Origin of the sequence: Hylemonella gracilis ATCC 19624 (assembly GCF_000211835.1) — a bacterium.
GTDB classification, from domain to species: Bacteria; Pseudomonadota; Gammaproteobacteria; order Burkholderiales; family Burkholderiaceae_C; genus Hylemonella; species Hylemonella gracilis.
The window spans coordinates 1-21,224 of sequence record NZ_AEGR01000077.1 but is presented as its reverse complement, the minus strand read 5'-3'; the positions used below and the strand labels follow the sequence as shown (position 1 = coordinate 21,224).

Here is a 21,224-nt window from a genome sequence, read left to right as displayed (position 1 = left end):
ATGCAGTTGGAATGACCAGGCGCGCGGCGCTGCTGGGCGCTCTCGCCGCGACCTCGCCAGCGGCAATCTTGGCGGCGCCTCGGAAGGCGCGGGCCTTGACGCGCCCTGCGCTGAGCGTTGCCCGGCCCATGCAAGCGAACCTGCAAGCCATCGTGCGCGCTGGCGAGGGGCGGCGCTTGGTGGCGGCCGGCGAGCGCGGGCTCATCGTTCATTCGGACGACGACGGCAAGAGTTGGGTCCAGGCACGGGTACCTGTCAGCGTGACTCTCACGGCGCTGTGCTTCGCCGATGCGCGAGTCGGCTGGGCGGTCGGCAACATGGGCGTCGTGCTGCTCACCGAGGACGGCGGTGCCAGTTGGCGCAAGAGCCTCGATGGCGAGGCCGGGGCTCAACTGGCGCTGCAAGCGGCGCGCGCGCTGCAAGCCAGTGGAGGCAGGACGGATTCAGGCGGCCCCGCCGGAATGTTGATCGAGGAAGCCCAGCGCCTGGTCGAGGAGGGCTCAGACAAGCCCCTGCTCGGTGTCGCGTGGCGCGAGGATGGCAGCCTGCTGGTGGTGGGGGCCTATGGTCTGGCCTACGCCAGCAAGGATGGCGGCAAGAGCTGGCAGTCGCAGATGCATCGCTTACCCAATCCCGATGGGTTGACTTACTACGGCGTCGCCGAGCGCGGCGGCGAAAGCTTGCTCTATGGCGAGCAGGGCTTGCTGCTGCGTTCAACCGGCGGCGACGCCGCCTTCACGTCCATGGCATCACCCGACGCGGGAAGCCTGTTTGGCGCCGTGTCCTTGCGCGAGGGGCCCGTGCTGCTGCTGGGCTTGCGCGGTCGCATCTGGCGCGGTGTGTCAAGCAAGCGGCCCTGGAACTTGATTCAGACGCACGTGGACGCCGCCCTCATGGCCGGCACGCAGCTGCGCGATGGGCGCGTGCTGCTCGCCGGCGCGGCAGGGCAGGTGCTGCTCAGTCGTGATGGCGGCGAACACTTCCGTCCGCTGGGACTGCGGCAGCGTTTCCCCTACACCGGCGTGGCCCAGGCGCAGGACGGCGCGCTGCTGCTGGTCGGCGTGCGTGGCCTGCTGCGTTTGCCTCCCGATGAACTTCGCGCTGCCCTTGCGAGCGGCGGCGCCGCTTCGATGAATGAAAAGTCCGGCGCATGAGCACGGATCCCCACCCCATGAATGATGTCGCTCCGGATTCTCAATTCGACACGCGCTCTGGCAACCGCCTCGAGCGCCTGGTGTTCAACCACCGTGCCGTGGTGATGCTGGTCTGCCTGCTGCTGACCCTGGTACTGGGGTGGCAGGCCACCCGCGTGGTACCCAATGCCAGTTTCGAGGGCATGTTGCCGCTATTGCATCCCTGGTTGCAGAACTACCAGGCCGAGCGCAAGAAGATTGTCTCGCAGGCCAACAGCCTGCGCATCGTTCTGGAGCGCACTGACGGGGGCTCCATCCTCGACGCCGATTACCTGGCGCGCCTGCGCAGCCTGAATGACGAGCTTTTCGTCTTGCCCGGCGTGGTGCGCGGGCAGATGAAGTCGCTATGGACGCCGTCGACCCGCTGGACCGCGGTGACCGAAAGCGGCTTCGAGGGCGGCACCGTGATTCCCGACGGGTTTGATGGTTCGTCCACGTCGCTGGCGAAGGTGCGCCTGAACATCGAGCGTTCGGGCGAGGTGGGGCAGTTGGTGTCGCGTGACTTTCGCTCCAGTGCCCTGATCGTGCCTCTGGCCGAGCACGACCCCGACACCGGCGAAGCGCTCGACTACGCGCTGCTCTCCCTGCGCTTGGAGGCCTTGCGTGCCAAGCACGGCGATGGCGCGCACGCCGTGCGCATCACTGGCTTCGCCAAGGTGGCTGGCGACCTGATCGAGGGCCTGGGTCAGGTGCTGGTGTTTTTCGGCCTGGCCGCCGCGATCGCCACCACGGTGGTCCTTTGGTACACGCGCTGCCTGCGCAGCACGCTCCTGGTGATGTCGTGCTCACTGGTGGCGGTGGTCTGGCAGCTGGGCCTCCTGCCCCTGCTTGGCTTTGCCTTGGACCCTTACGCCGTGCTCGTTCCCTTTCTCGTGTTCGCCATCGGCATGAGCCATGGCGCGCAGAAGATGAACGGCATCATGCAGGACATCGGCCGCGGCATGCACCGACAGGCCGCTGCGCGCTACACGTTCCGGCGGCTCTTCACCGCGGGTTTCACGGCCCTGGCCTGCGACGCGGTCGGATTCGCGGTGCTGTTGCTGATCGACATCCAGGCCATCCGCCAACTGGCGATCACGGCCAGCCTGGGCGTGGCGATCCTGGTGTTCACCAACCTGATTCTGCTGCCCGTGCTCCTGAGCTACACCGGGGTCAGCGCCGCGGCCGCGCGTCGCGCTGTCCGGGCCGAGCACGGCGATGCCCGCTCTGGCGCCTGGCTATGGAATCTGTTGTGTCGCTTCACCGAGCGCCGCTGGGCGTTGACCGCCATCGCGGCCGCCGCCGTGCTCGCGGCGGTGGGATTGCATCTGGCGCAAGGGCTGCAGATCGGCGACCTTGATGCTGGCGCGCCCGAGTTGCGCGCCGACGCGCGCTACAACCGCGACAACACCTACCTGACCTCGCACTACGCCACCAGCAGCGACGTGCTGACCGTGATGGTGCGCACCCCGGCCCAAGGCGCGATGGCGCATGCCGCGCTGGAGCGCGTCGATGAACTGGAGTGGGAGCTGCGCCAGCTGCCCGGCGTGGAGAGTACCCAGTCACTGGCCTCGTTGGCGCGCCTGTCCTCGGTGGCCATGAACGAAGGCAACCCACGCTGGTACGAATTGAGCCCCAACCAGGGCGCACTCAACACGGCGGGCTCGCGCGCGCCCAGGCAACTGGTGGACCCGGGGTTCTCCCTGCTGCAACTGCAGGTTTATCTGACCGATCACAAGGCCGAAACGCTCAAGCGCGTGACCGCCGCCGTCGAGGACTACGCGCGCCGCAACGACAGCGAGGACGCCCGTTTCCTGCTCGCCGCGGGCAATGCTGGCTTCGAGGCGGCCACCAACGCCGTGGTGGAAAAAGCCAACCATCAGATGCTGACGTGGGTCTACACGGCCGTGGTGTTGCTGGCCTACGTGACCTTCCGCTCCTGGCGCGCGGTCGCCTGCGCGATCATCCCGCTGGTCATCACCTCCGTGCTGGCCGAGGCATTGATGGTGCGGCTCGGTATCGGTCTGAAGGTGGCGACCCTGCCCGTGGTGGCCCTGGGTGTGGGCATAGGCGTGGACTACGCACTCTATGTGCTGAGCATCATGCTGACCCAGCTGCGCGCGGGACTGACCCTGCGCGCGGCTTACTTTCAGTCGCTGTTGTTCACCGGCCGCGTGGTGATGCTGACCGGCATCACGCTGGCGATAGGGGTGGCGACTTGGGCGCTTTCTCCCATCAAGTTCCAGGCCGACATGGGTGTGTTGTTGGCCTTCATGTTTCTCGTGAACATGGTCGGCGCACTCGTGCTGCTGCCGGCGCTCGCGCATTTCCTGTTGAAGCCATTGGCGGCAGCCCAAGACGCGGACGGAGCCTCACACGGGCATTCGGGCGATGCCAGCGCGCGACCTTCTGAATCAGGAAAACTGCGCACGGCCCAGGGGGTGGTCTAAGACGGGTTCTCACATCAGCCGGTCCCTGCGCGCCAGGGCTGGAAATGCCCGCCACCAGAGCGCGACCACGGCCAAGGTTCCGATGCCCCCCAGCAGCACCGACGCCACTGGTCCGACCAAGGCCGCCGTGGCTCCGGCCCTGAACTCCCCGAGCTGATTGCTGGCGCCGATGAACACGGAGTTCACCGCGCCGACGCGGCCGCGCATCTCGTCGGGTGTCTCCAACTGCACCAATGATTGCCGGATCACGACGCTGAACATGTCCGCCGCTCCGCTGACAGCCAAGGCCAGGAAGGCGGGCCAGAACGAGGAGGTCAGCGCGAAGACGATGATGGCGAAACCGAACACAGCGACAGCGCCCAGCAGCTTGGCGCCCGCGTGGCGGGTGATGGGCACGCGCGCGAGGGCCAGGCCCACGATGACGGCTCCCACGCCTGGGGCCGAACGCAGCAGACCCAGTCCTTCCGGACCGGTGTGCAAGATGTCCCGCGCGAAGATGGGTAGCAAGGCGGTCGCTCCGCCCAGCAGCATGGCGAACAAGTCGAGGGAAATCGCGCCCAGCATCATCGGGTGCCGCCAGAGGAAGCGGATGCCCGCCGTCAGCTCGGTCAATCCCGGCGCGACGCGACGACCCTGCGGCTGACGTCGGTGGATGGTCAGCACGCAGCAGATCGCCGCCACCAGCAAGACCAGGGACAGCGCGTAGACCAGTGTGGCGCCCCAGCGCGCACCGTTCATGGTTGCCGCCGTTTTCGCTGAATCGAACAGGCGCGACAGCCATGGACCCATGGCGTAGAGCCCTCCGCCCAGGGCGGGGCTGACGATAACGGCGGCCTGCAAGGAGGCGCTGGACGCAGCCACCGCGCGCGGCAGCAGCGCTGGCGGCACGAGTGTGGGCAACAGCGCCTGTTGCGAGGGCATCTGCAGCGCTCGCGCGGCGCCGAGCAGGATGGACAGCATCACGATCAGGTGGGGGGAGATCCAGTCTTGCACGCTGGCCAGAGCCAGGCACAGCGCGACCGCGCACTGCAAGCCCAGGCTGCCCGCCAGCAGGAGGCGTCTGTCGTGCTGGTCGACCCAGTGGCCGGCTGGCAGGGTCAGCAGCAGCGCCGGCAGGAACTGTGCCAAGCCGACCAGGCCAAGGTCCCAGGCGCTGCCGGTCAGGTCATACATCTGCCAGCCCAGGGCCACCATCAGCATCTGGTTGGCGCCGCCGCCGGTCACGCGCGCGCCCAGCAGCCGCAGGTAGTCACGCTGACCGCGCAGCCGCGCGGGGTTCTGTGAAGTGGTGGTGATCAAAGACATGCGGCGAGTCTATAGCCCGCTGCGCGCGCGACGACCGACGGGCTCCGGATTTGAAGGAAAGTGCAAGCGAATCTCTGTTTTTTAGATGGGCGCCGCTTGTGGCGCTGCCTACCATCAACAGCGTCGAATAAACAAAAGTCCTACCGCATCGCCATCGCATCGAGGGGTGAGGGTGGGGCAAGCAAGGAGACATACGTTGTCAGGCAAGGTTCATCTCAAGCTCGCCATCGCCGAGCATCCGCACACGTCCGCCATCCGCAGTGGCGCCATTCCCATCGAGGGGGTGGATGCGGAGTTCATCACCGTCCAGCCGCAAATCGGTGCCTTTCGCCGCATGGTGCGGGATGTCGAGTTCGATGTCTGCGAGCTGGCTCCCACCACCTACATCATCGCCCGTGCCCATGGCGCTCCCTTCGTGGCGCTGCCCATCTTCGTCGTGCGCCGTTTCCACCACGCTGGGTTGCTGGTGCGTCCCGATGCCGGCATCAAGACGCCCAAGGACCTCGAAGGCAAGAAGGTCGGCGTGCGTGCCTACTCGGTGACCACGGGTGTCTGGACGCGCCAGGTGCTGATCGACGAGTTCGGTCTGGACAACGACAAGGTCACTTGGGTTGTTGATGACGAAGAGCACGTGACTCAGCTCAAGTTACCGCCCAATGTCGTGCATGCGCCTGCGGGTACTTCCCTGGCCGACATGGTGGCCAGGGGTGAATTGGTGGGTGGCTTCGCGGCCGCGGCTGGCATCGGTCGCACGGGGGCGCCCACGGGTGGCTGGAAGGAAGTGGAGGCCGATTACCCGGATCTGTTCCCGAACGCCGCTCAGCTGGAGGCAGAGTACTACGCCCGCACCGGCGTCTACCCCATGCACGGCACCATCGTCGTCAAGGATTCGGTGCTGGCCGAGCACCCCTGGGTGGCGGACTCTCTGTTCAAGGCCTTCGACCAGGCCAAGAAAGAGTGGCTGGCTCGGCTGGACGCGGGTCAGGCGACCAGCGCCACCGACAAGAAGTACCTGGAGCTGCGCAAGATCGTCGGGCATGACCCGCTGCCCTACGGCTTGCGGGAAAACCTCAAGACCATCGAAGCCCTTCGTGACACGGCCTTCAAGCAGGGATTGACGCCTCGCCTGATGCCGGTCAACGAACTCTTCGTCGATGTCAAGGCGCGCTGATTCGGCGCGTCTTCCCTCCGTTGCTTTTCCGGACCTTCCCATGATCATCGATTGCCACGGTCACTTCACGACCGTACCCACTTCCTTCCGTGAATGGCGCGCCGCGCAGGTCGCCGCCGCCAGCGAGCCTGCCAAGGCCCCTCCACTGTCCGGTGCTCACGTGACCGACGATCAAATTCGCGAGGGTGTCGGCCAGGGGCAGCTCAAGCTGCAGCAGGAGCGCGGCAGTGACCTCACGCTGTTCTCGCCCATCGCCGGTCTGATGAGCCATCACCTGGGCAATGAACGCACCAGCCTGGAGTGGGCCACCATCTCCAATGACCTGGTGCGACGGGTCTGCGACCTATACCCGGACAACTTCGTTCCGGTGGGCATGCTGCCGCAGTCACCGCTGGCGCCACCGAAGAACTTGGTGCCCGAGTTGCGCCGCATCGTCAACGAGATGGGTTTCGTCGGCGTCAACCTGAATCCCGACCCCAGCGGCGGCCACTGGACCGGCCTGCCCATGACGGACAAGAGCTGGTACCCGGTCTACGAGGCCCTGTGCGAGCTGGATGTGCCCGCGATGATCCATGTGGCGGCCTCCTGCAATGTTTGCCACCATGGCACCGGCGCGCACTACCTGAATGCCGACACCTCGGTCTTCATGCAGCTGTTGCAAGGTGAAGTCTTCAAGGACTTCCCGACCCTGCGCCTGGTGATCCCGCATGGCGGGGGCGCGGTCCCCTACCACTGGGGGCGCTACCGCGGCATGTCACTGGAGATCGCCAAGCGCCCACTGGAGGGCCTTCTGGACAACATCTTCTTCGATACCTGTGTCTACCACCAGCCCGGCGTGGAGCTGCTGACCAAGGTGATCCCCGTGAAGAACGTGCTGTTTGGCTCCGAAATGATCGGCGCCGTGCGTGGCCGAGACCCCTTCACCAACCACTACTTCGACGACACCAAGCGCTACGTCGACCAGTGCGAGGCGCTCACACCTGAAGACAGACACGCCATCTTCGAAGGCAACGCCCGTCGCGTGTACCCGCGCCTGGACAAGCTGCTGAAGTCCCGCGGACTGTGAGCGAAAACATGAACATCATCGACATCCACCCCCACATCATCTCGGACGACGAGAAGCGCTACCCGCCCGCGCCGCTGTTCGGCAAGCGATCCGACTGGTCGCAAGAGCGCCCCAGCACGGTGGAGGCCCTGATCGCCGCCATGGACAAGGCGGGCGTGGCCAAGGCCGCCGTCGTGCACTCGTCCACCACCTATGGCTTTGACAACAGCTACGTGGTCGACGGCTGCAACCAGTACAAGCACCGCCTGGTCGCCGTCGGCTCCGTCGACATGCTGGCCGACGACGTGCCCGCCGTGATCAAGGGCTGGGCCGGCAAGGGCCTCGCGGGCCTGCGCATCTTCACCGGTGGCTCCACCAAGGACTTCGACCCCAGCGAGCTGGACAACCCCAAGTCTTTCAAGGCCTGGGAGGTGTGTGCCGAGCTGGGGCTGCCCATGTGCATTCAGACCGGCCCCATCGGCCTGCCCCAGGTGCGCATGCTGGCCGAGAAATTCCCCAAGGTGAACATCATCCTGGATCACCTGGGGCGCCCCGACGTGCTCGACGGCCCGCCCTACAAGAACGCCCGGAGTCTCTTCGACCTGGCCGATCTGCCCAACCTTTTCATGAAGCTCACGCCACGCATTTTTGGCGACGTGAAAAAAGACAAGGCCAGTGCCGAGACTTTCTTCCCGCGCGTGGTCCAGGTCTTTGGTGCTCAGCGCATGGCCTGGGGCTCCAACTTCCCAACGTCACCTGGCTTGCTGTCCGAGATTCTCGCCACTGCGCAGGACGGTCTGGCCTGTTTGAGCGCGGAAGACCGCGCGTGGATTTTTGGCAAGACAGCCCAGCGGCTTTACCCCGACCTGGCTTGAACCGGGACGGTGGCGCGAAGGGCTCGGCCCCGACGCCCGGCTTTGAGCGGTGGTGATGGCCTGCCGCAACACCTAGAACAAAGAGGACACGATGGAGACAACAAACAAGACACGGTCGCGGCCGCCCATGGCCGCGACGCCAGCACGCGTCTGGGGAGTGCTCGCGCTCCTGACGCTGGGCATGCTCATTTCGTTCGTCGATCGCACCAGCCTGTCATCCGCGCTGGCGGACAGCCGCTTCGTCGAGGCTTTCGCCTTGACCAACGTGGACCGCGGCTGGCTCAATTCGGCCTTCTTCTGGGCTTACGGCCTGATGCAGCTGCCGATGGGCTGGGTGGTTGACCGTTACGGAGTCAAGCGTCCCTACACCATCTGTTTCGCGCTCTGGTGCGCGGCGACGGCGATCACGGGCGCGGTCACGGCGCTGGCCGCGTTGATCCTCATGCGCTTGATCATCGGTGCCGCCGAGGCCGTGGTGATTCCAGCCAGCTACCGCTGGATCGGCAACAACGTGCCCGAGCACCACAAGGGGTTCGCGGCGGGCATCTTCGCGATGGGCGGCAAGCTGGGGCCGGCCATTGGCGCGCCCTTGGCCGCATGGCTGATCGTTCACCAGTCCTGGCAGTTCATGTTCGTCGCCACGGGTCTGGCGGGCCTGTTGTGGCTGATGCCCTGGATGCTGATGGTGAAGAACGATCTGCCCTCGAAGGAGCAGCTCGTGGTGGCGAAGAAGCAGGCTTCCTCCGTGTCGTTGGCGAGCATCCTCAAAAGCCCGGTGATTTGGGGCGCGATGATCAACAACTTCTGCTACGGCTACTTCGTCTTCTATTGCATGACGTGGATGCCAGCCTACCTGGTTGAGCAGCGCGGTCTCACGCTGAAGAACTCGGGCCTGTATACCTTCTTCAGCTTCATTGGGATCGCGCTGGTGGCCACCGTCGCTGGCTGGGCCGCAGACCGTCTGATCGAGCGCGGTCGCGACGCGGTGTTCGTGCGCAAGGCCTTCGTCATCGCCGGCTTCGTTGGCGGCAGCACCGTGCTGCTCGGAGCCTATGCCCCGACCTTGGAGGCAGCGCTGTTCTGGAACGTGCTGTCCCTCACGCTGCTCGGACTGGCCACCGCCAACAACCTGGCCCTGTGCAAGCTGACGCTGATCCCCAAGCCCGTGATCGGCTTGGCCGTCGGCGTACAACAAGTCGCCACCAGTCTGGCGGGAGGCGTGTCGGCCAGCCTTTCGGGTTGGTTGCTGCATGTCAGTGGCAGCTATGACTTGCCGATGAAAGTCATCTTTGTTTTTCTCCTGGTCGGTGCGCTCAACACCGCCATCCTGCTGCGTCCCAAGTGGTCGCCCAAGGTGAACGTCGAATAAGAGAACAAGGACATCCAAAGATGGCAAAGATCGTTTTCGGCATGGCCGTGCCGCACAGCGGCATGCTCGGGCAGGCGCCCGAGGACTGGCTCAAGAACGGTGAGCGCGACCGCAACAACCCGGAGCTCTGGTTCCGGGGGCGCAGCTGGAGCTATCCCGAGCTGGAGGCTCACCGTGGCACCGTGTTCGAGAAATTCCTGACGTTGGAGGAGCGTACCGCCCGCGCCAAGCGATGCCGTGCCGCGCTTGACGAGATGGCCGCGGCTTACCGACGAGCCAAGATCGACGTGGCCATCATCCTGGGCAAGGATCAGCAAGAAATCTTCGTTCACCACTCGCCATCCATCGCGATCTACAGCGGCGCGGAGGTGCACAACGGCCCGCCACAGCGTCCTGTCTATGCGCCTGACCATCACGTGGTCCATGCCTGTCACCCCACGCTGGCAACGTACTTGATACGGAAGTTCCAGGCGCAGGGCTTTGATTTGACTGATTTGTTCGAGTGGCCCGAGAACGTCTGGATGGAAAAGCAGATGAAGCGCAAGGCTGACTACCCTGTCGTGCCTCACGCCTACAGCTTCGTCTACCACCAGATCATGGGAGACCAGCCGCCGCCGCATGTGCCGGTGCTGATGAATCTGTTCTACCCGCCTACGCAGCCCTCCATGGCGCGTTGCATCGAATTCGGCCGCGTGCTCCGCGACGCGATCCTGGCATGGCCCGATGACGTGCGCGTCGCCATCATCGCCTCGGGCGGCTTGTCTCACTTCGTCAACGACGAGCAGTTTGACCAGGACATCCTCCAGAAGCTCGCAAGCTACGACTACGCGGGGCTGTCGGCCATTCCTGACGGCTGGTTCCAGTCGGGCACCTCGGAAATCAAGATCTATTCGACCGTGATGATGGCCCTGCAACACACGGGTGCGCGGATGACCTTGGTCGATTACGTGCCCTGCTGGCGCACGCCCGCAGGCACCGGCGAGGGCATGGGCTTCATGTACTGGGACGCCGTCAACTGAGATACCCAGGTACTCCTCTGGGAGTGCCACCCATCCTTTTTTTCTTCAAGGACTTTCATGAGCACCGACATCCGCCTCAACAGCATCATTCGCGCCTTCGAGTCAGACCGCCCCGCCTTCGCCGCGTTCGCCAAGCTCGACAAGCAGACCGCCATCGAGATGAGCGACTCACCTTACGACGGTCTGATCTTCGAGATGGAGCACAACCCTTACGACGTTTCGGCGCTGGGCGACACGCTGCAGTACCTGCTCAGCCGCAAGCAGATCGCCGAAGGCGGTCTGGCGGCGAAGGTGACACCGATCGCGCGCATCCCGGCCAACGGCGTCGAGATGAACCAGTCCTTCGCCAAGCAAGTGCTTGACCGTGGGGCCTATGGCGTGATTTGGCCGCACGTGGCCACGGTGGAGCAGGCCTACAACGCGGTGGCGTCCTGCCGTTATGCCCGGCCCAAGAGCGCGCCGCTCTACGAGCCCAAGGGCCTGCGCGGCGACGGCCCCGCGACGGCATCGCGCTACTGGGGCCTGAGCATGCAGGACTACTACGCCAAGGCCGACGTCTGGCCGCTGGCGCCTCGGGGCGAGATCCTGGTGGGCCTGATGTGCGAGAGCACCCAGGCGGTCGAGAACCTCGATGACATCTTGAAGAATGTGCCCGGCATCGGCTTCATCATGATCGGCGAGGGGGATCTCAGTCAGGAACTGGGTTGTCCGCGCAACTACGAACATCCTGACGTGGTTGATGCCATGCGCAAGATCGTTGAGACCTGCAAGAAACACAAGGTCGTGGTCAGCCATCCCCACGTCAGCGCGAAGAACCACAAGCGTGTCCTGGAAGAGGGGTATCGCTTCCTGATCGCTGCGCCGCAACGCACCTACGGCGTCGTGGGCCTGGCCCAGCAGGCCGCCAGCAGCTACTGATCGCGGAGCGCGTGACACCATGAACGGCGCCGAAAGCCTCGTCGCGACCCTGGTTGACCAGGGCGTGGACATTTGCTTCGCGAACCCGGGCACCTCGGAGATGCACTTCCTCGCGGCTTTGGGCAACAACCCGGGCATGCGCAGCGTGCTGTGCCTGTTCGAGGGCGTGGCCACGGGCGCGGCCGACGGCTGGTACCGCATGCGCGACGAGCCTGCCTCCACCCTGCTGCACCTGGGGCCGGGCCTGGCCAATGGCCTGGCCAACATTCACAACGCCAAGCGCGCATCCTCGGGCATGGTCAATATCGTGGGCGAGCACTCCAGCGCGCACCTCCGGCATGACCCGCCGCTGACTTCGGACATCGAAGGTTTGGCCCGTCCGCTGAGTCATTGGGTGCGACGTGCCGAATCGGCTGGCGCCATCGCCTGGGACACGGCGCAAGCCGTGGCCAAGGCCCGAGAGCACCCGGGCCAGATCGCGACCCTGATCCTGCCTGGTGACACCTCCTGGCAGGACGCTGGCGCGCCGCAGCTGCCACGTGCCGTGGCGGCCCGGCGCAAGGCGCCTGCGACCGAGCGCATCCAGCATGTGGCCCGTGTGCTTCAGTCCGGTGAGCCCGCCTTGATCATCCTGGGCAACAAGGCCACGCGTGGTCAGGCCTTGCTCAAGGCCGGCCAGGTGGCGGCCGCCAGCGGTGCCCGGCTCGGTTCGCAGTTTTTCACGGCTCGCATCGAGCGCGGGGCGGGGCGGGTGCCCATCGAGCGCATTCCCTACGCCGTGCCCCAGGCCCAGGCCTTCCTCAAGGGCATCCGCCACCTCATCACGGTGGAAACCCGAGAGCCCGTGGCCTTCTTTGCCTATCCGGACAAGCCCAGCTTGCTCAAGCACGAGGGCACGCTGGTGCATTCCCTGGTGGAGGCGGATGAAGACAGTGAACTTGCTTTCGACATGCTGCTGGAGGCCCTGGGCGCACGCAGCGTGGCGGCCCGCCTGCAGCCACGCATCGAAACGCCCGTGCCCAGCGGCGCGCTCAACCCCACCACGGTGGCTCACGCCCTGGCCGCGGCCATCCCCGAGGGCTGCATCGTGGTGGACGAGTCGCTCACCACCGGACGTGAATCCATGGGCCTGACCCTCGGTGCGTTGCCGCATGATCTGATCAACAACATGGGCGGATCCATCGGTTACGCCACGCCCGTCGCCACCGGCGCGGCCTTGGCCTGCCCGGACCGGCGCGTCCTCTGCATGGTCGGCGACGGCAGCGCCATGTACACCATCCAGTCGCTGTGGACCCAGGCCCGTGAAGGGCTCAACGTCACCACCATCATCTTCGCCAACAACAGCTACGCCATCCTGAAGGCCGAGTACGCCAACATGGGCGCGGGCACGCCAGGGGAGCGGGCACTTTCGATGATCGACATCGACCGGCCTCGCATCGACTGGTTGGCCATGGCCAAGAGCATGGGCGTCGCGGCCGTGGCGGTGGAGACCGCCGAGGGTTTTCACCAGGCGATGGTGAATTCCTGCCGTGGCGCCGGCCCCTGCCTGATCGAGGTCAGGCTCTGAAACATCCCCTTCTCCAAGAGACAAAACCATGACGAGCACCAGTCCATCAGCACTGACCTTGCGCACCAACCTGGCCGACTACCCCGTGACACTGGCCATGAAGGACGGGCGCGTGAAATCCGACCTCGTGACCTTGGACTACTGCGGTCCCTCACCCGCGCACAATGGGTTCAAGTCCATGGTGCGCGAGAACAAATTCGACGCTGGAGAGTTGGCCATCGTGACCTACCTTCAGGCCAAGGCCTATGGCAAGCCCTATGTGTTGCTGCCAGCGCCGATTTCAGGCCGCTTCCAGCACCACTGCGCCGGCTTCAACATCGACTTTGGCCGCCTGAATCCCAAGGACATCGAAGGCAAGCGTGTGGGCGTGCGCAGTTATGCGCAGACCACGGGACTGTGGATCCGCGGCATCCTGCGCCACGAGTACGGCGTGGACCTGGACAAGGTGACCTGGATGACCCTGATCGATGGCCATCTGGCCGAATACCAGGACCCACCCAACTGCGTGCGCTTGCCAGCCGGATCGTCCATACCAGACATGATGATGAAGGGCGAACTCACCGCTGCCTTGTTGGGCGAGGACATGCCCAAGGACGAGCGCGCACGCACTCTGGTGCCCAATGCCAAAGACGCGGCCAAGGCTTGGTTCGCTCGCGAGGGCGTGGTCCCCATCAACCACATGTTCGTGGTGCATCAGGATGTTTCGAGGAAACATCCGCAGGTGGTGCGTGAGATCTACCGCATGGTGGCGCAGAGCCGCGCCCTCACCGAAGGTGGCGCCCCGGTCGTGTTCCCGCCCCTGGGGCTGGAGGCCAACCGCAAAGGCCTGCAGCTGGCCATCGACTGGGCGCTGGACCAGAAGATCATTCCGCGCCGCCTCCAGGTGGACGAACTCTTCGACGACGTGACGGGCAGCCTAGGTTGATCGGGTTTCAAAGCGGCGCGGCAGCGCGATATCTGTCCTAGGGAAAGCCTACTTGATTCCGCGAGCGGTGTGATCAAGCATTTGGATACTCATTCTTGGACATGGTTCATCGCATGAAACACCTCTTGATGTCACGACCCCAGAACCTCGCCTCGTCTCGGTCATCGACGATGCCCCCACCGCCGATGTTGATGCCGGTGCCCAAGGTGCGTCTGTATGTGGAGAAGCCCGAGAAGAAAGAGGAGTCCTGGCTCGTCAACGTCGGTCATGTCACCGAGGGCGGGCGGCGCAAGACATCGCCCCACGCGCATCCCACCTATGGGCAAGTGATCTTCGTGCGCAATGGCCGGGGCCTGATGAACCTGGAGGGCTGCAGCGTGCCCTTCGACGCGCCCTGTGCCCTGCTGTTGCCCAACGAGTGCGTGCATGGCCTCGACTACGAGGTGGATGTCGACCGCTGGGTCGTCACGATCGAGGAAACCTACCTGCGCCAGATCAACGCGAAATTGCCGGAATTCATCCAGCTCTGGGCGGAACCTCGAGTCATTGGCCTGGGTTATGACTCCGAAGTGTCGGAGGACTTCTACGACCTCATCCGAAGGTTGGAGCGTGAGGTCCGCTCCAAGGCACTGGGGCATGTCGTGGGCACGGAATCATTGTTGACGACCCTGTTGCTCACGCTCGTGCGAGGCATCCGCCTGGATCAGATCGACAGGGAGGGAGCCACGCGTAACGCCATCCGCCTGGCCGACCGCTTCCGCGAACTCATTCACCGGCACTACCGCGAGAACTTGAGGCTGGAGGACTATGCCTCGATGATGGCGGTCTCGCAAGCCCAGTTGCGCGCGGCCTGCGTCGCCGCGACGGGACTGAGCCCAACCAAGATGATCCACGCGCGCATCATCACCGAAGCCAAGCGCGATCTCATCTTCGGCAACATGCCGATCGAGCAGATCGCCTATGGTCTCGGGTTCATGGACGCCGCCTACTTCACGCGCTTCTTCCGTAAGGAAATCGGGCAATCACCTGGCCAGTTCCGCAGCGCGGCGAAGCAGCAACTGAAGACCAGCCCGTGACCGCCCGCCGCGCGTGGGCGAAAAAAGTGCCAGTGAATCTGTCTTTCGTATAGGGACGCTGACGGCGTCCCGCCCGTATGCTTCAAGCAGGCCAGGCAGCAGGTAAGCAGGTAATGCCGTTCGGCCCTATAAGAATCTCTGGAGACAAACGAATGGGCAAGGCGTCACCGCGGTGCCGTGGCACGGCCACGCGCGTACTTCAACTGGTCCTCACAAGCTTGGTGCTGCTGGACCTGCATGGCGAAGGGCTGGCCAGCGGTTTGATGGAGCGCACGCAGCAGGTGTACGTGGGCACCGATGGCCGGGGGCTACGCGTCCTGCATTTTGATGCGTCGTCGACCATGTTGACGATGGGCGCAACGGTGGTGGATGTGAGCAAACCGCGCTGGCTCGTGCAGCATCCGTCCTTGCCCTTGGTGTACGCGGCCATCGATGGCGATGGGCAGGAAGGCAGCGTGCGTGCCTATGCGCTGGACCGGCTGAGCGGCTCACTGACATTCATCAACGAAGTCCCCTCGGGCGGGGCCGGTTCCACTCACTTGTGGCTGGACGCGGCATCTGGGACGCTGCTGGTCGCCAACTTTGGCGCAGGCTCGGTGTCGAGCATTCCCATCCTTCGCGACGGCAGTTTAGGGGTGCGGGTTTCGACGATCAAGGCGACAGGTTCAGGACCGCATCGGAGGCAGGCCAGCCCCCATGCGCATGGCGCGCTGATCGATCCCAGCGGCCGCTTTGCCCTGGTATCCGACATGGGCGCTGACCGCGTCTTCGTCTATGGTTTCGATCGCGTGACCCATGCCTTGCGGCCAGACGACGCCGTGCCACCGCGCTCCTTGGCCGTCGCCGCGGGCAGTGGACCGCGCCGTTGCGTCTTTGGTCACGACGGGCGTTTTGTCTATGTGCTCAACGAGCTGAGCGCGGATGTGCTGACCTTGCGCTGGGATGCCGCGCAAGGGCGCCTGACGCCCCTGCGCTCGCAGCCAATCTCAAGCGATGACTTTCAGGGCGTGAAGAGCGCCTCCGAGATGGCGCTGAGCAAGGACGGACGGTACTTGTACGTCACGGATCGTGGTGAACATACCGTGGTGGTTTTCGTGGTGGATCCCGAGACGGGGGAACTGAGACTGTTGCAGCGCTTGCCCAGCGGCGGAGCCGCTCCATGGGCGTTTGACATCGACATGTCGGGACAGTGGATGCTGGTTGCCAACCAGCGAAGCAATCGCATCAACCTGTTTCGCATCGATGTCGCGACGGGTCTGCTGACGGATACTGGCCGCATGCTGGAATCGCCTGGACCGATCAGCATCGCCTTCACGCGCTGACGCCACGCACTGATGGATGGGCCATCGACTTTTTCTGGAGAATCATGACCGTGGACCGTAGAAAATTCCTGGGTGGCGCGACCGCTTTCGCGCTGGCATCACAACCCCTCGCGACCTTGGCCGCACCAGCGACGCAGTCGCCCTTGCTCCTCAATCGCATCGGACCGTCGGCGTCGCGCCTCTACATCGCCAATGCCGATGGCAGCAATGAACGCTTGCTGATCGACAGTGGCACGCTGGACTACAACGCCAGCTTCTCCTCCGACGGGCAATGGATCGTCTTCACGTCCGAGCGCGACGGTTTGGGCAATTCCAACCTTTACCGCGCGCGCGCGGATGGCACGCAAGTCGAACGTCTGACCGATTCGCCCGCCGTGGACGATGCCGCCGTGTTCTCACCCGATGGCAGCAAGGTTGCGTTTGTGAGCACGCGTGACGGTTTTCTCGCCAACATCTGGGTGCTCGACCTTCAGACCCGCAAGCTCAGGAATCTCACGGGAATCAAGGGCGTGCAGGCGGACGACCTGCAAAACAGCCCCAGCGGTTTCTTTCGCCCGAGCTGGTCACCGGACGGCCAATGGCTGGCGTTCTCCTCCGACCGGAACACTGAATGGAAGGGCCACCATGACGGCGCGGGCTGGGAGCATACCCAGGAGTTGAGCATCTACGTCATCCGCGTCGATGGCACGGGCTTGCGACGCGTGGCCAGCCGCAAGGACCATTGCCTGGGGTCACCCAGGTGGTCGGGCGACGGCAAGCGCATCGTTTTCTACGAGACCTTGGCCGAGTACACCTACTGGGTGTTGCGTCCCGATTTGTTGCTCAAGATCGACTCGCAGATTGTCTCGGTGGACGTGGACAGCGGCGCGCGCACCGTTCACACCGAGGGTCCAGGCTTCAAGATCAGCCCGCAGTACATCGGCAATGACGAGATCGTCTATCGCCGCAAGGGCGGGCCAGCGGAGGGTCTCTACTCCACGGTCCCCGGCAGGCCCGTGGTCAAACTCGAGGGCCTGCGCACCCCTGCGTGGTCGACCGACGGCCGACGCGTGGTGTACGAGAAGTTCACCTGGCGAGGCTGGACGCAGAACCAGGCCCTGTACAGCTGGGATGCCGGCCGCCCGTACCGCTACACCGACGTCTGGCCGGCCTTCGCCAAGGACGGCACGATGGTGCTCACCGCCAAGGGCGAGGATTCGTCGGTCGACATCATGCGGCCCGATGGCAGCGCGCGCCGGCGCGTCTATGACGTGAGCCGGCAGAGCGGCCTTGATCCGGTGCTGGTCAAGCGCGGCTTGGCCGGCGCCTTCTTCCCCGTCTGGTCGCCCGATGGCGAGTGGATCGTGTTCGGTGTCGGCGAATGGTTCACCCAGCGCGGCCGCGGCCGCGCCAAGCTCATGCGCGTGCGCCGCGACGGCAGCGGCCTGGAGCAACTGACCGACGACAGCATCTTCAACGCCGGCTTCCCCAGCTATTCCGCAGACGGCAAGGAAGTGGTCTTTCGCATCGCCAACGAAGACCCAAAGAGCGCCTCACTGGGGGGGCTCGCGGTGCTGAACCTGGAGACGCGTCAGATCCGACGCATCACCGCGGGCTACGACAACATGCCGATCTGGTCCCCTGACGGAAGCCGCATCCTGTTCAACCGTGGCGTGAGGAATCCCAACAGCATCTGGTCCAACTTCGACCTGTACACGGTGCGGCCGGATGGCAGCGACCTGCAGCGCTTGACATCCCACCCCGCCAGCGATGGTCACCCGGTCTGGACGCCCGACGGCAAGCAGATTCTCTACAACAGCGGCATGGCTGGGTACCGCGACGAGGCCTGCCATTACGACCAGACCTTCCAGCCCTACGGGCAGCTCTTCGTGATGGATGCAGACGGCCGCAACAAGCGCCAAATCACCGACAGCATTTGGGAAGACTCGACACCGCAGTACGTGCCTCCGGGCGCGCGCTGAACCCACGGAACGTCGGGGAAAAAAGCCAGCGGAGCGTGGCGCGCAACGCGCCTCAACTCCGCATCACAAGCGGAGACGTACATGTACGCAAGATCGTTCCTGCGGCGCTGCGCCGTGGCCTTGTCCTGGGTGATCGCCGCCACGGCGGTGCCGGCGCTGGCTCAGACGCAGACCTACCCCAGCAAACCCATCCAATTGGTCGTGGCCTTCGCGCCGGGCGGCGCTGGCGACACCGTGGCCCGACTGGTCGCCCGAAAGATGAGCGCGAGCCTGGGCCAGGCCGTCGTGATCGAGAACCGCCCGGTGCCGGTGGCTGCGGTGTCACTGGTGAAGAACGCGCGGCCCGACGGTCACACGCTGCTGATGGCTGGCAGCGGAACGGCCCTGACCTCGGCCCTCTTCGGCAAGCTGCCCTACGATCTGATGGGCGATTTCATCCATGTCTCCACGCTCGCTTCCTTCGACTTGGTGCTCATCACTGGCGAGCAGTCAGGTCTGAAGAACGTGGCCGAAGTGATCGCCTACGCCAAGGCTAATCCGGGCAAGCTCACCATCGGCAGCGCACGGGTGGGCAGCACTCAAAACCTGGCGGCTGAGCTTTTCAAGTCCATGGCGGGCATCGATGCCTTGATCGTGCCTTACAAGGCCAGTGGCGACCTGCTCAACGCCTTGCATGGCAAGGACGTCCAAGTGGCCATGGAGATGCTGCCCCCGGTGCTGGGTCAGATCAAGGGCCAGGGCATCCATGCCCTCGCCGTCACGGCCCCTCGGCGCTTTCCTGGCCTGCCCGAGGTCCCCACGCTGGCGGAAAGCAGCCTACCCGGGTATGAAGCGTCCTCGTGGAATGGCATCACCGTGCCGGCCGGGACACCGCCCGCCGTGGTGGCTCGGCTGGCGCGTGAGATCCGCATGGCCGTCGAGTCGCCCGACGTTCAAGCCGAGCTGCTCACTCTGGGCTATACCGCCCAGGCCAGCACGCCGGCGCAGATGGCGCAGCGCATGCAAGCCGACATCGTGAAGTGGCGCGCGGTGATCGACAAGGCGGGTATCCCCCGTCAATGACACCATGCCATCGTTGACCTACCCGTCCCTGTTTCGCGCGGCTGTCCGGCGGTTCGCGGCGTTGTGGCCCGGTGATGGCCGCTTCACCATCGGCATGCGGCTTGCTCTTGGTTTCGGTCTCGTGCTCACGCTGTTCGCTGGGACCACGGTCTATGCCGTTTTGCAGATGGGTTCCATGGAGCGAAATATGGCGTCCGCAGTCCATGCTCACGCCGAGATCGCCATGCGCGCGGGCGTGATGCGCAAGAGCATCGACGACATCTACCTCAACGCCTTGCTGTTGGTGCTCTCGACCCAGCGCGATGACCTTGAGTACTACCAAGGGCTGATCGAGCAGTCGCGCAAGACCTACCAGCAAGCGAGGAACGAGCTGTTGGCGCTGACGCGCGATGGGCATGATGTCCGCGGCTTGGCGCAGGGGATGCAGGCACTGGCCGCGTCCGAGATCGCCTTGGTCGAACTCCAGCAAAGCATTGCACGGCGCATTAGCACCGCAGCCGCGGCGCGGGAGCCTGGCGGCTTTGAAATCGACATGGCCTCGGTCGACCACTTGGCGGGTACGGTCCGTGCCCGCTTCGACCAGTGGGTGAAGGCGGTCGAGCCCATCGTCGAGGCGACCGCGGCGGCGGGTCGCGAGCGGCAGGACCATGCTTCGAACGCCGCTTATCTCGCCCGCGCGGCGCAGGTCGCGGCTTCCCTCGTCGCCATCCTGGGCGGCGCCGTTGCCGCTTGGGTCATCGCCATGGGCGTCACACGGCCGATCCGTGACGCGGTCCAGGTCGCGGAGCGAGTGGCGAGGGGCGATCTCTCGCTAAAAATTTCGCGCGGCGGGCGCGACGAGATGGGCGCGCTGCTGGACGCATTGGCCCGCATGCAAGATAGCCTCGGTGCCTTGGTGGGCGAGGTGCGGGATGCCGCGCACGCGATCCAGGACGCCTCGGCCGAAGTTGCTTCGGGCAACCACGATCTCTCCCGTCGCACCGAACACGCTGCCAGCCAGTTGCAGCAGACGGTCGGCACCATGGAGCAGATTTCTGGCGCGGTTCGTCAGTCGTCCGAGGCCGCGCGCAGCGCGAACGAACTCGCGAGTGGCGCCGCGGGTGCGGCGGAGCAGGGTGGTTCAGTGGCCGAGCGGGCCGTGCTCAGCATGCAGGACATTACCGCGCAGTCGCATCGCATCGCGGACATCATTGGTGTGATCGAGGGCATCGCTTTCCAGACCAACATCCTGGCGCTCAATGCCGCCGTCGAGGCGGCCCGGGCCGGTGAGCAAGGCCGTGGGTTCGCCGTGGTGGCTGGCGAGGTACGCGGACTGGCCCAACGTTCGGATGTCGCGGCCAAGGACATCAGGCAATTGATCCAGTCCTCCATCGCCAGCGTGGAAATCGGTCGCGCGTTGGTGAGTGACGCTGGGCGCAACATGGATGGCATCGTTGCTCAGGTGCGCGAGGTCACCAAGGCCATCGACGAAATTCGGCGAGCCGCGGAATCGCAAAGCACGGGCGTTGATGGGGTCGCGCGCGCCATGAATGAGATCGACCGGGCCACCCAGCAGAACGCCGCGCTGGTGGAGCAAAGCGCCGCGGCTGCGGAGTCCTTGCAAGCGCAGGCGCAGCGTTTGACTCGATTGGTCTCGGCATTCCAATTGGCTGGACCTTCTCAGCACTTGTTAGTTTAGGGTTTGCGATATCCAGTGATTGCTTAGGTCCCACTCCAATGTGGGCGTTGAATATGAACCTTGCGCCCAGTGTGGCCTGTCCGGCGGACAATCGGGGGGCTGCCATGCGGAAGCAATTCCGTTCCGCTTTGAACCATAACCGTGCCGAAAAAGTGCCGTTTTGAAGCCCTTGTGCGGAATAGCTTCAAGTCTGCTCAGGAAGAGCATCAACGCCTAAGTTATTGAAATGCGTGGAGTTTGTGTCTGACGCAGCGCATGCGATGCCGGTCAGCGGATTCTGGCGCGGGGCCAAAATCGCCGGAAGCAAAA

16 protein-coding genes are annotated in these 21,224 nt (G+C 64.7%); 15 read left to right on the top strand and 1 reads right to left on the bottom strand.

From position 1 onward, the window contains the following. Positions 1–128 precede the first annotated feature (128 nt). Positions 129–1,154, top strand: a complete 1,026-nt coding sequence (locus tag HGR_RS12110) for a beta propeller repeat protein (RefSeq protein ID WP_138922510.1) — start codon at positions 129–131, stop codon at positions 1,152–1,154. After that, positions 1,151–3,622, top strand: coding sequence for an efflux RND transporter permease subunit (locus tag HGR_RS12105; RefSeq protein WP_006298552.1), 2,472 nt, complete (start codon positions 1,151–1,153; stop codon positions 3,620–3,622). The genes HGR_RS12110 and HGR_RS12105 overlap by 4 nt, the downstream gene beginning before the upstream one ends. 9 nt (positions 3,623–3,631) lie before the next feature. Here the strand turns inward: HGR_RS12105 and HGR_RS12100 are convergent, their stop codons facing one another. Beyond that, positions 3,632–4,927 carry an MFS transporter gene (locus HGR_RS12100; RefSeq protein ID WP_006298550.1) on the bottom strand — a complete coding sequence of 432 codons (1,296 nt, stop codon included), beginning with the start codon at positions 4,925–4,927 and terminating at the stop codon, positions 3,632–3,634. A 196-nt stretch (positions 4,928–5,123) separates the two neighbouring features. Here HGR_RS12100 and HGR_RS12095 point away from each other — a divergent pair, with 196 nt between their 5' ends. The 13 genes from HGR_RS12095 (at position 5,124) to HGR_RS12035 (ending at position 20,915) form a co-directional block, all read left to right on the top strand. Further along, complete coding sequence (locus tag HGR_RS12095; RefSeq protein ID WP_006298549.1) at positions 5,124–6,098, top strand: ABC transporter substrate-binding protein; 975 nt, start codon at positions 5,124–5,126, stop codon at positions 6,096–6,098. Positions 6,099–6,138: 40 nt separating this feature from the next. After that, complete coding sequence (locus HGR_RS12090; RefSeq protein ID WP_006298548.1) at positions 6,139–7,164, top strand: amidohydrolase family protein; 1,026 nt, start codon at positions 6,139–6,141, stop codon at positions 7,162–7,164. 8 nt (positions 7,165–7,172) lie between these two features. Next, complete coding sequence (locus tag HGR_RS12085) at positions 7,173–8,018, top strand: amidohydrolase family protein (protein WP_039853417.1); 846 nt, start codon at positions 7,173–7,175, stop codon at positions 8,016–8,018. Between the two features lie 127 nt (positions 8,019–8,145). Continuing rightward, on the top strand, positions 8,146–9,387 hold the full coding sequence (locus HGR_RS12080; RefSeq protein ID WP_006298546.1) for an MFS transporter: 1,242 nt from the start codon (positions 8,146–8,148) through the stop codon (positions 9,385–9,387). Between the two features lie 20 nt (positions 9,388–9,407). After that, positions 9,408–10,406, top strand: a complete 999-nt coding sequence (locus tag HGR_RS12075; RefSeq protein ID WP_006298545.1) for a DODA-type extradiol aromatic ring-opening family dioxygenase — start codon at positions 9,408–9,410, stop codon at positions 10,404–10,406. Between the two features lie 57 nt (positions 10,407–10,463). Beyond that, positions 10,464–11,324 (top strand): HpcH/HpaI aldolase family protein, encoded by an 861-nt coding sequence (locus tag HGR_RS12070; RefSeq protein WP_006298544.1) that lies wholly within the window; start codon positions 10,464–10,466, stop codon positions 11,322–11,324. 19 nt (positions 11,325–11,343) lie between these two features. Further along, positions 11,344–12,891, top strand: coding sequence for an acetolactate synthase large subunit (locus tag HGR_RS12065; RefSeq protein ID WP_006298543.1), 1,548 nt, complete (start codon positions 11,344–11,346; stop codon positions 12,889–12,891). 28 nt (positions 12,892–12,919) lie between these two features. After that, a complete protein-coding gene (locus tag HGR_RS12060) occupies positions 12,920–13,816 on the top strand; it encodes a substrate-binding domain-containing protein (RefSeq protein WP_006298542.1) in 897 nt (298 codons plus the stop codon). A gap of 113 nt (positions 13,817–13,929) precedes the next feature. Continuing rightward, complete coding sequence (locus tag HGR_RS12055) at positions 13,930–14,892, top strand: helix-turn-helix domain-containing protein (protein WP_138922509.1); 963 nt, start codon at positions 13,930–13,932, stop codon at positions 14,890–14,892. A 152-nt stretch (positions 14,893–15,044) separates the two neighbouring features. Further along, entirely contained in the window at positions 15,045–16,214 is a 1,170-nt protein-coding gene (locus HGR_RS12050) for a lactonase family protein (protein WP_006298540.1), read from the top strand. 44 nt (positions 16,215–16,258) lie between these two features. Continuing rightward, positions 16,259–18,175, top strand: coding sequence for a PD40 domain-containing protein (locus HGR_RS12045; protein WP_006298539.1), 1,917 nt, complete (start codon positions 16,259–16,261; stop codon positions 18,173–18,175). Positions 18,176–18,256: 81 nt separating this feature from the next. Continuing rightward, on the top strand, positions 18,257–19,237 hold the full coding sequence (locus HGR_RS12040; RefSeq protein ID WP_006298538.1) for a Bug family tripartite tricarboxylate transporter substrate binding protein: 981 nt from the start codon (positions 18,257–18,259) through the stop codon (positions 19,235–19,237). Positions 19,238–19,241: 4 nt separating this feature from the next. Further along, the gene (locus HGR_RS12035) at positions 19,242–20,915 is read left to right on the top strand and encodes a methyl-accepting chemotaxis protein (RefSeq protein WP_006298537.1); all 1,674 of its coding nucleotides are present in this window, start codon (positions 19,242–19,244) and stop codon (positions 20,913–20,915) included. Positions 20,916–21,224 lie beyond the last annotated feature (309 nt).

What these genes read in the sequence shown, in the direction of transcription:
- HGR_RS12110 (WP_138922510.1), top strand. Translation starts at nt 129, where the DNA reads ATGCAAGCGAACCTGCAAGCCATCGTGCGCGCTGGCGAGGGGCGGCGC.
- HGR_RS12105 (WP_006298552.1), top strand. Translation starts at nt 1,151, where the DNA reads ATGAGCACGGATCCCCACCCCATGAATGATGTCGCTCCGGATTCTCAA.
- HGR_RS12100 (WP_006298550.1), bottom strand. Translation starts at nt 4,927, where the DNA reads ATGTCTTTGATCACCACCACTTCACAGAACCCCGCGCGGCTGCGCGGT.
- HGR_RS12090 (WP_006298548.1), top strand. Translation starts at nt 6,139, where the DNA reads ATGATCATCGATTGCCACGGTCACTTCACGACCGTACCCACTTCCTTC.
- HGR_RS12085 (WP_039853417.1), top strand. Translation starts at nt 7,173, where the DNA reads ATGAACATCATCGACATCCACCCCCACATCATCTCGGACGACGAGAAG.
- HGR_RS12080 (WP_006298546.1), top strand. Translation starts at nt 8,146, where the DNA reads ATGGCCGCGACGCCAGCACGCGTCTGGGGAGTGCTCGCGCTCCTGACG.
- HGR_RS12075 (WP_006298545.1), top strand. Translation starts at nt 9,408, where the DNA reads ATGGCAAAGATCGTTTTCGGCATGGCCGTGCCGCACAGCGGCATGCTC.
- HGR_RS12070 (WP_006298544.1), top strand. Translation starts at nt 10,464, where the DNA reads ATGAGCACCGACATCCGCCTCAACAGCATCATTCGCGCCTTCGAGTCA.
- HGR_RS12065 (WP_006298543.1), top strand. Translation starts at nt 11,344, where the DNA reads ATGAACGGCGCCGAAAGCCTCGTCGCGACCCTGGTTGACCAGGGCGTG.
- HGR_RS12060 (WP_006298542.1), top strand. Translation starts at nt 12,920, where the DNA reads ATGACGAGCACCAGTCCATCAGCACTGACCTTGCGCACCAACCTGGCC.
- HGR_RS12055 (WP_138922509.1), top strand. Translation starts at nt 13,930, where the DNA reads ATGAAACACCTCTTGATGTCACGACCCCAGAACCTCGCCTCGTCTCGG.
- HGR_RS12050 (WP_006298540.1), top strand. Translation starts at nt 15,045, where the DNA reads ATGGGCAAGGCGTCACCGCGGTGCCGTGGCACGGCCACGCGCGTACTT.
- HGR_RS12045 (WP_006298539.1), top strand. Translation starts at nt 16,259, where the DNA reads ATGACCGTGGACCGTAGAAAATTCCTGGGTGGCGCGACCGCTTTCGCG.
- HGR_RS12040 (WP_006298538.1), top strand. Translation starts at nt 18,257, where the DNA reads ATGTACGCAAGATCGTTCCTGCGGCGCTGCGCCGTGGCCTTGTCCTGG.
- HGR_RS12035 (WP_006298537.1), top strand. Translation starts at nt 19,242, where the DNA reads ATGCCATCGTTGACCTACCCGTCCCTGTTTCGCGCGGCTGTCCGGCGG.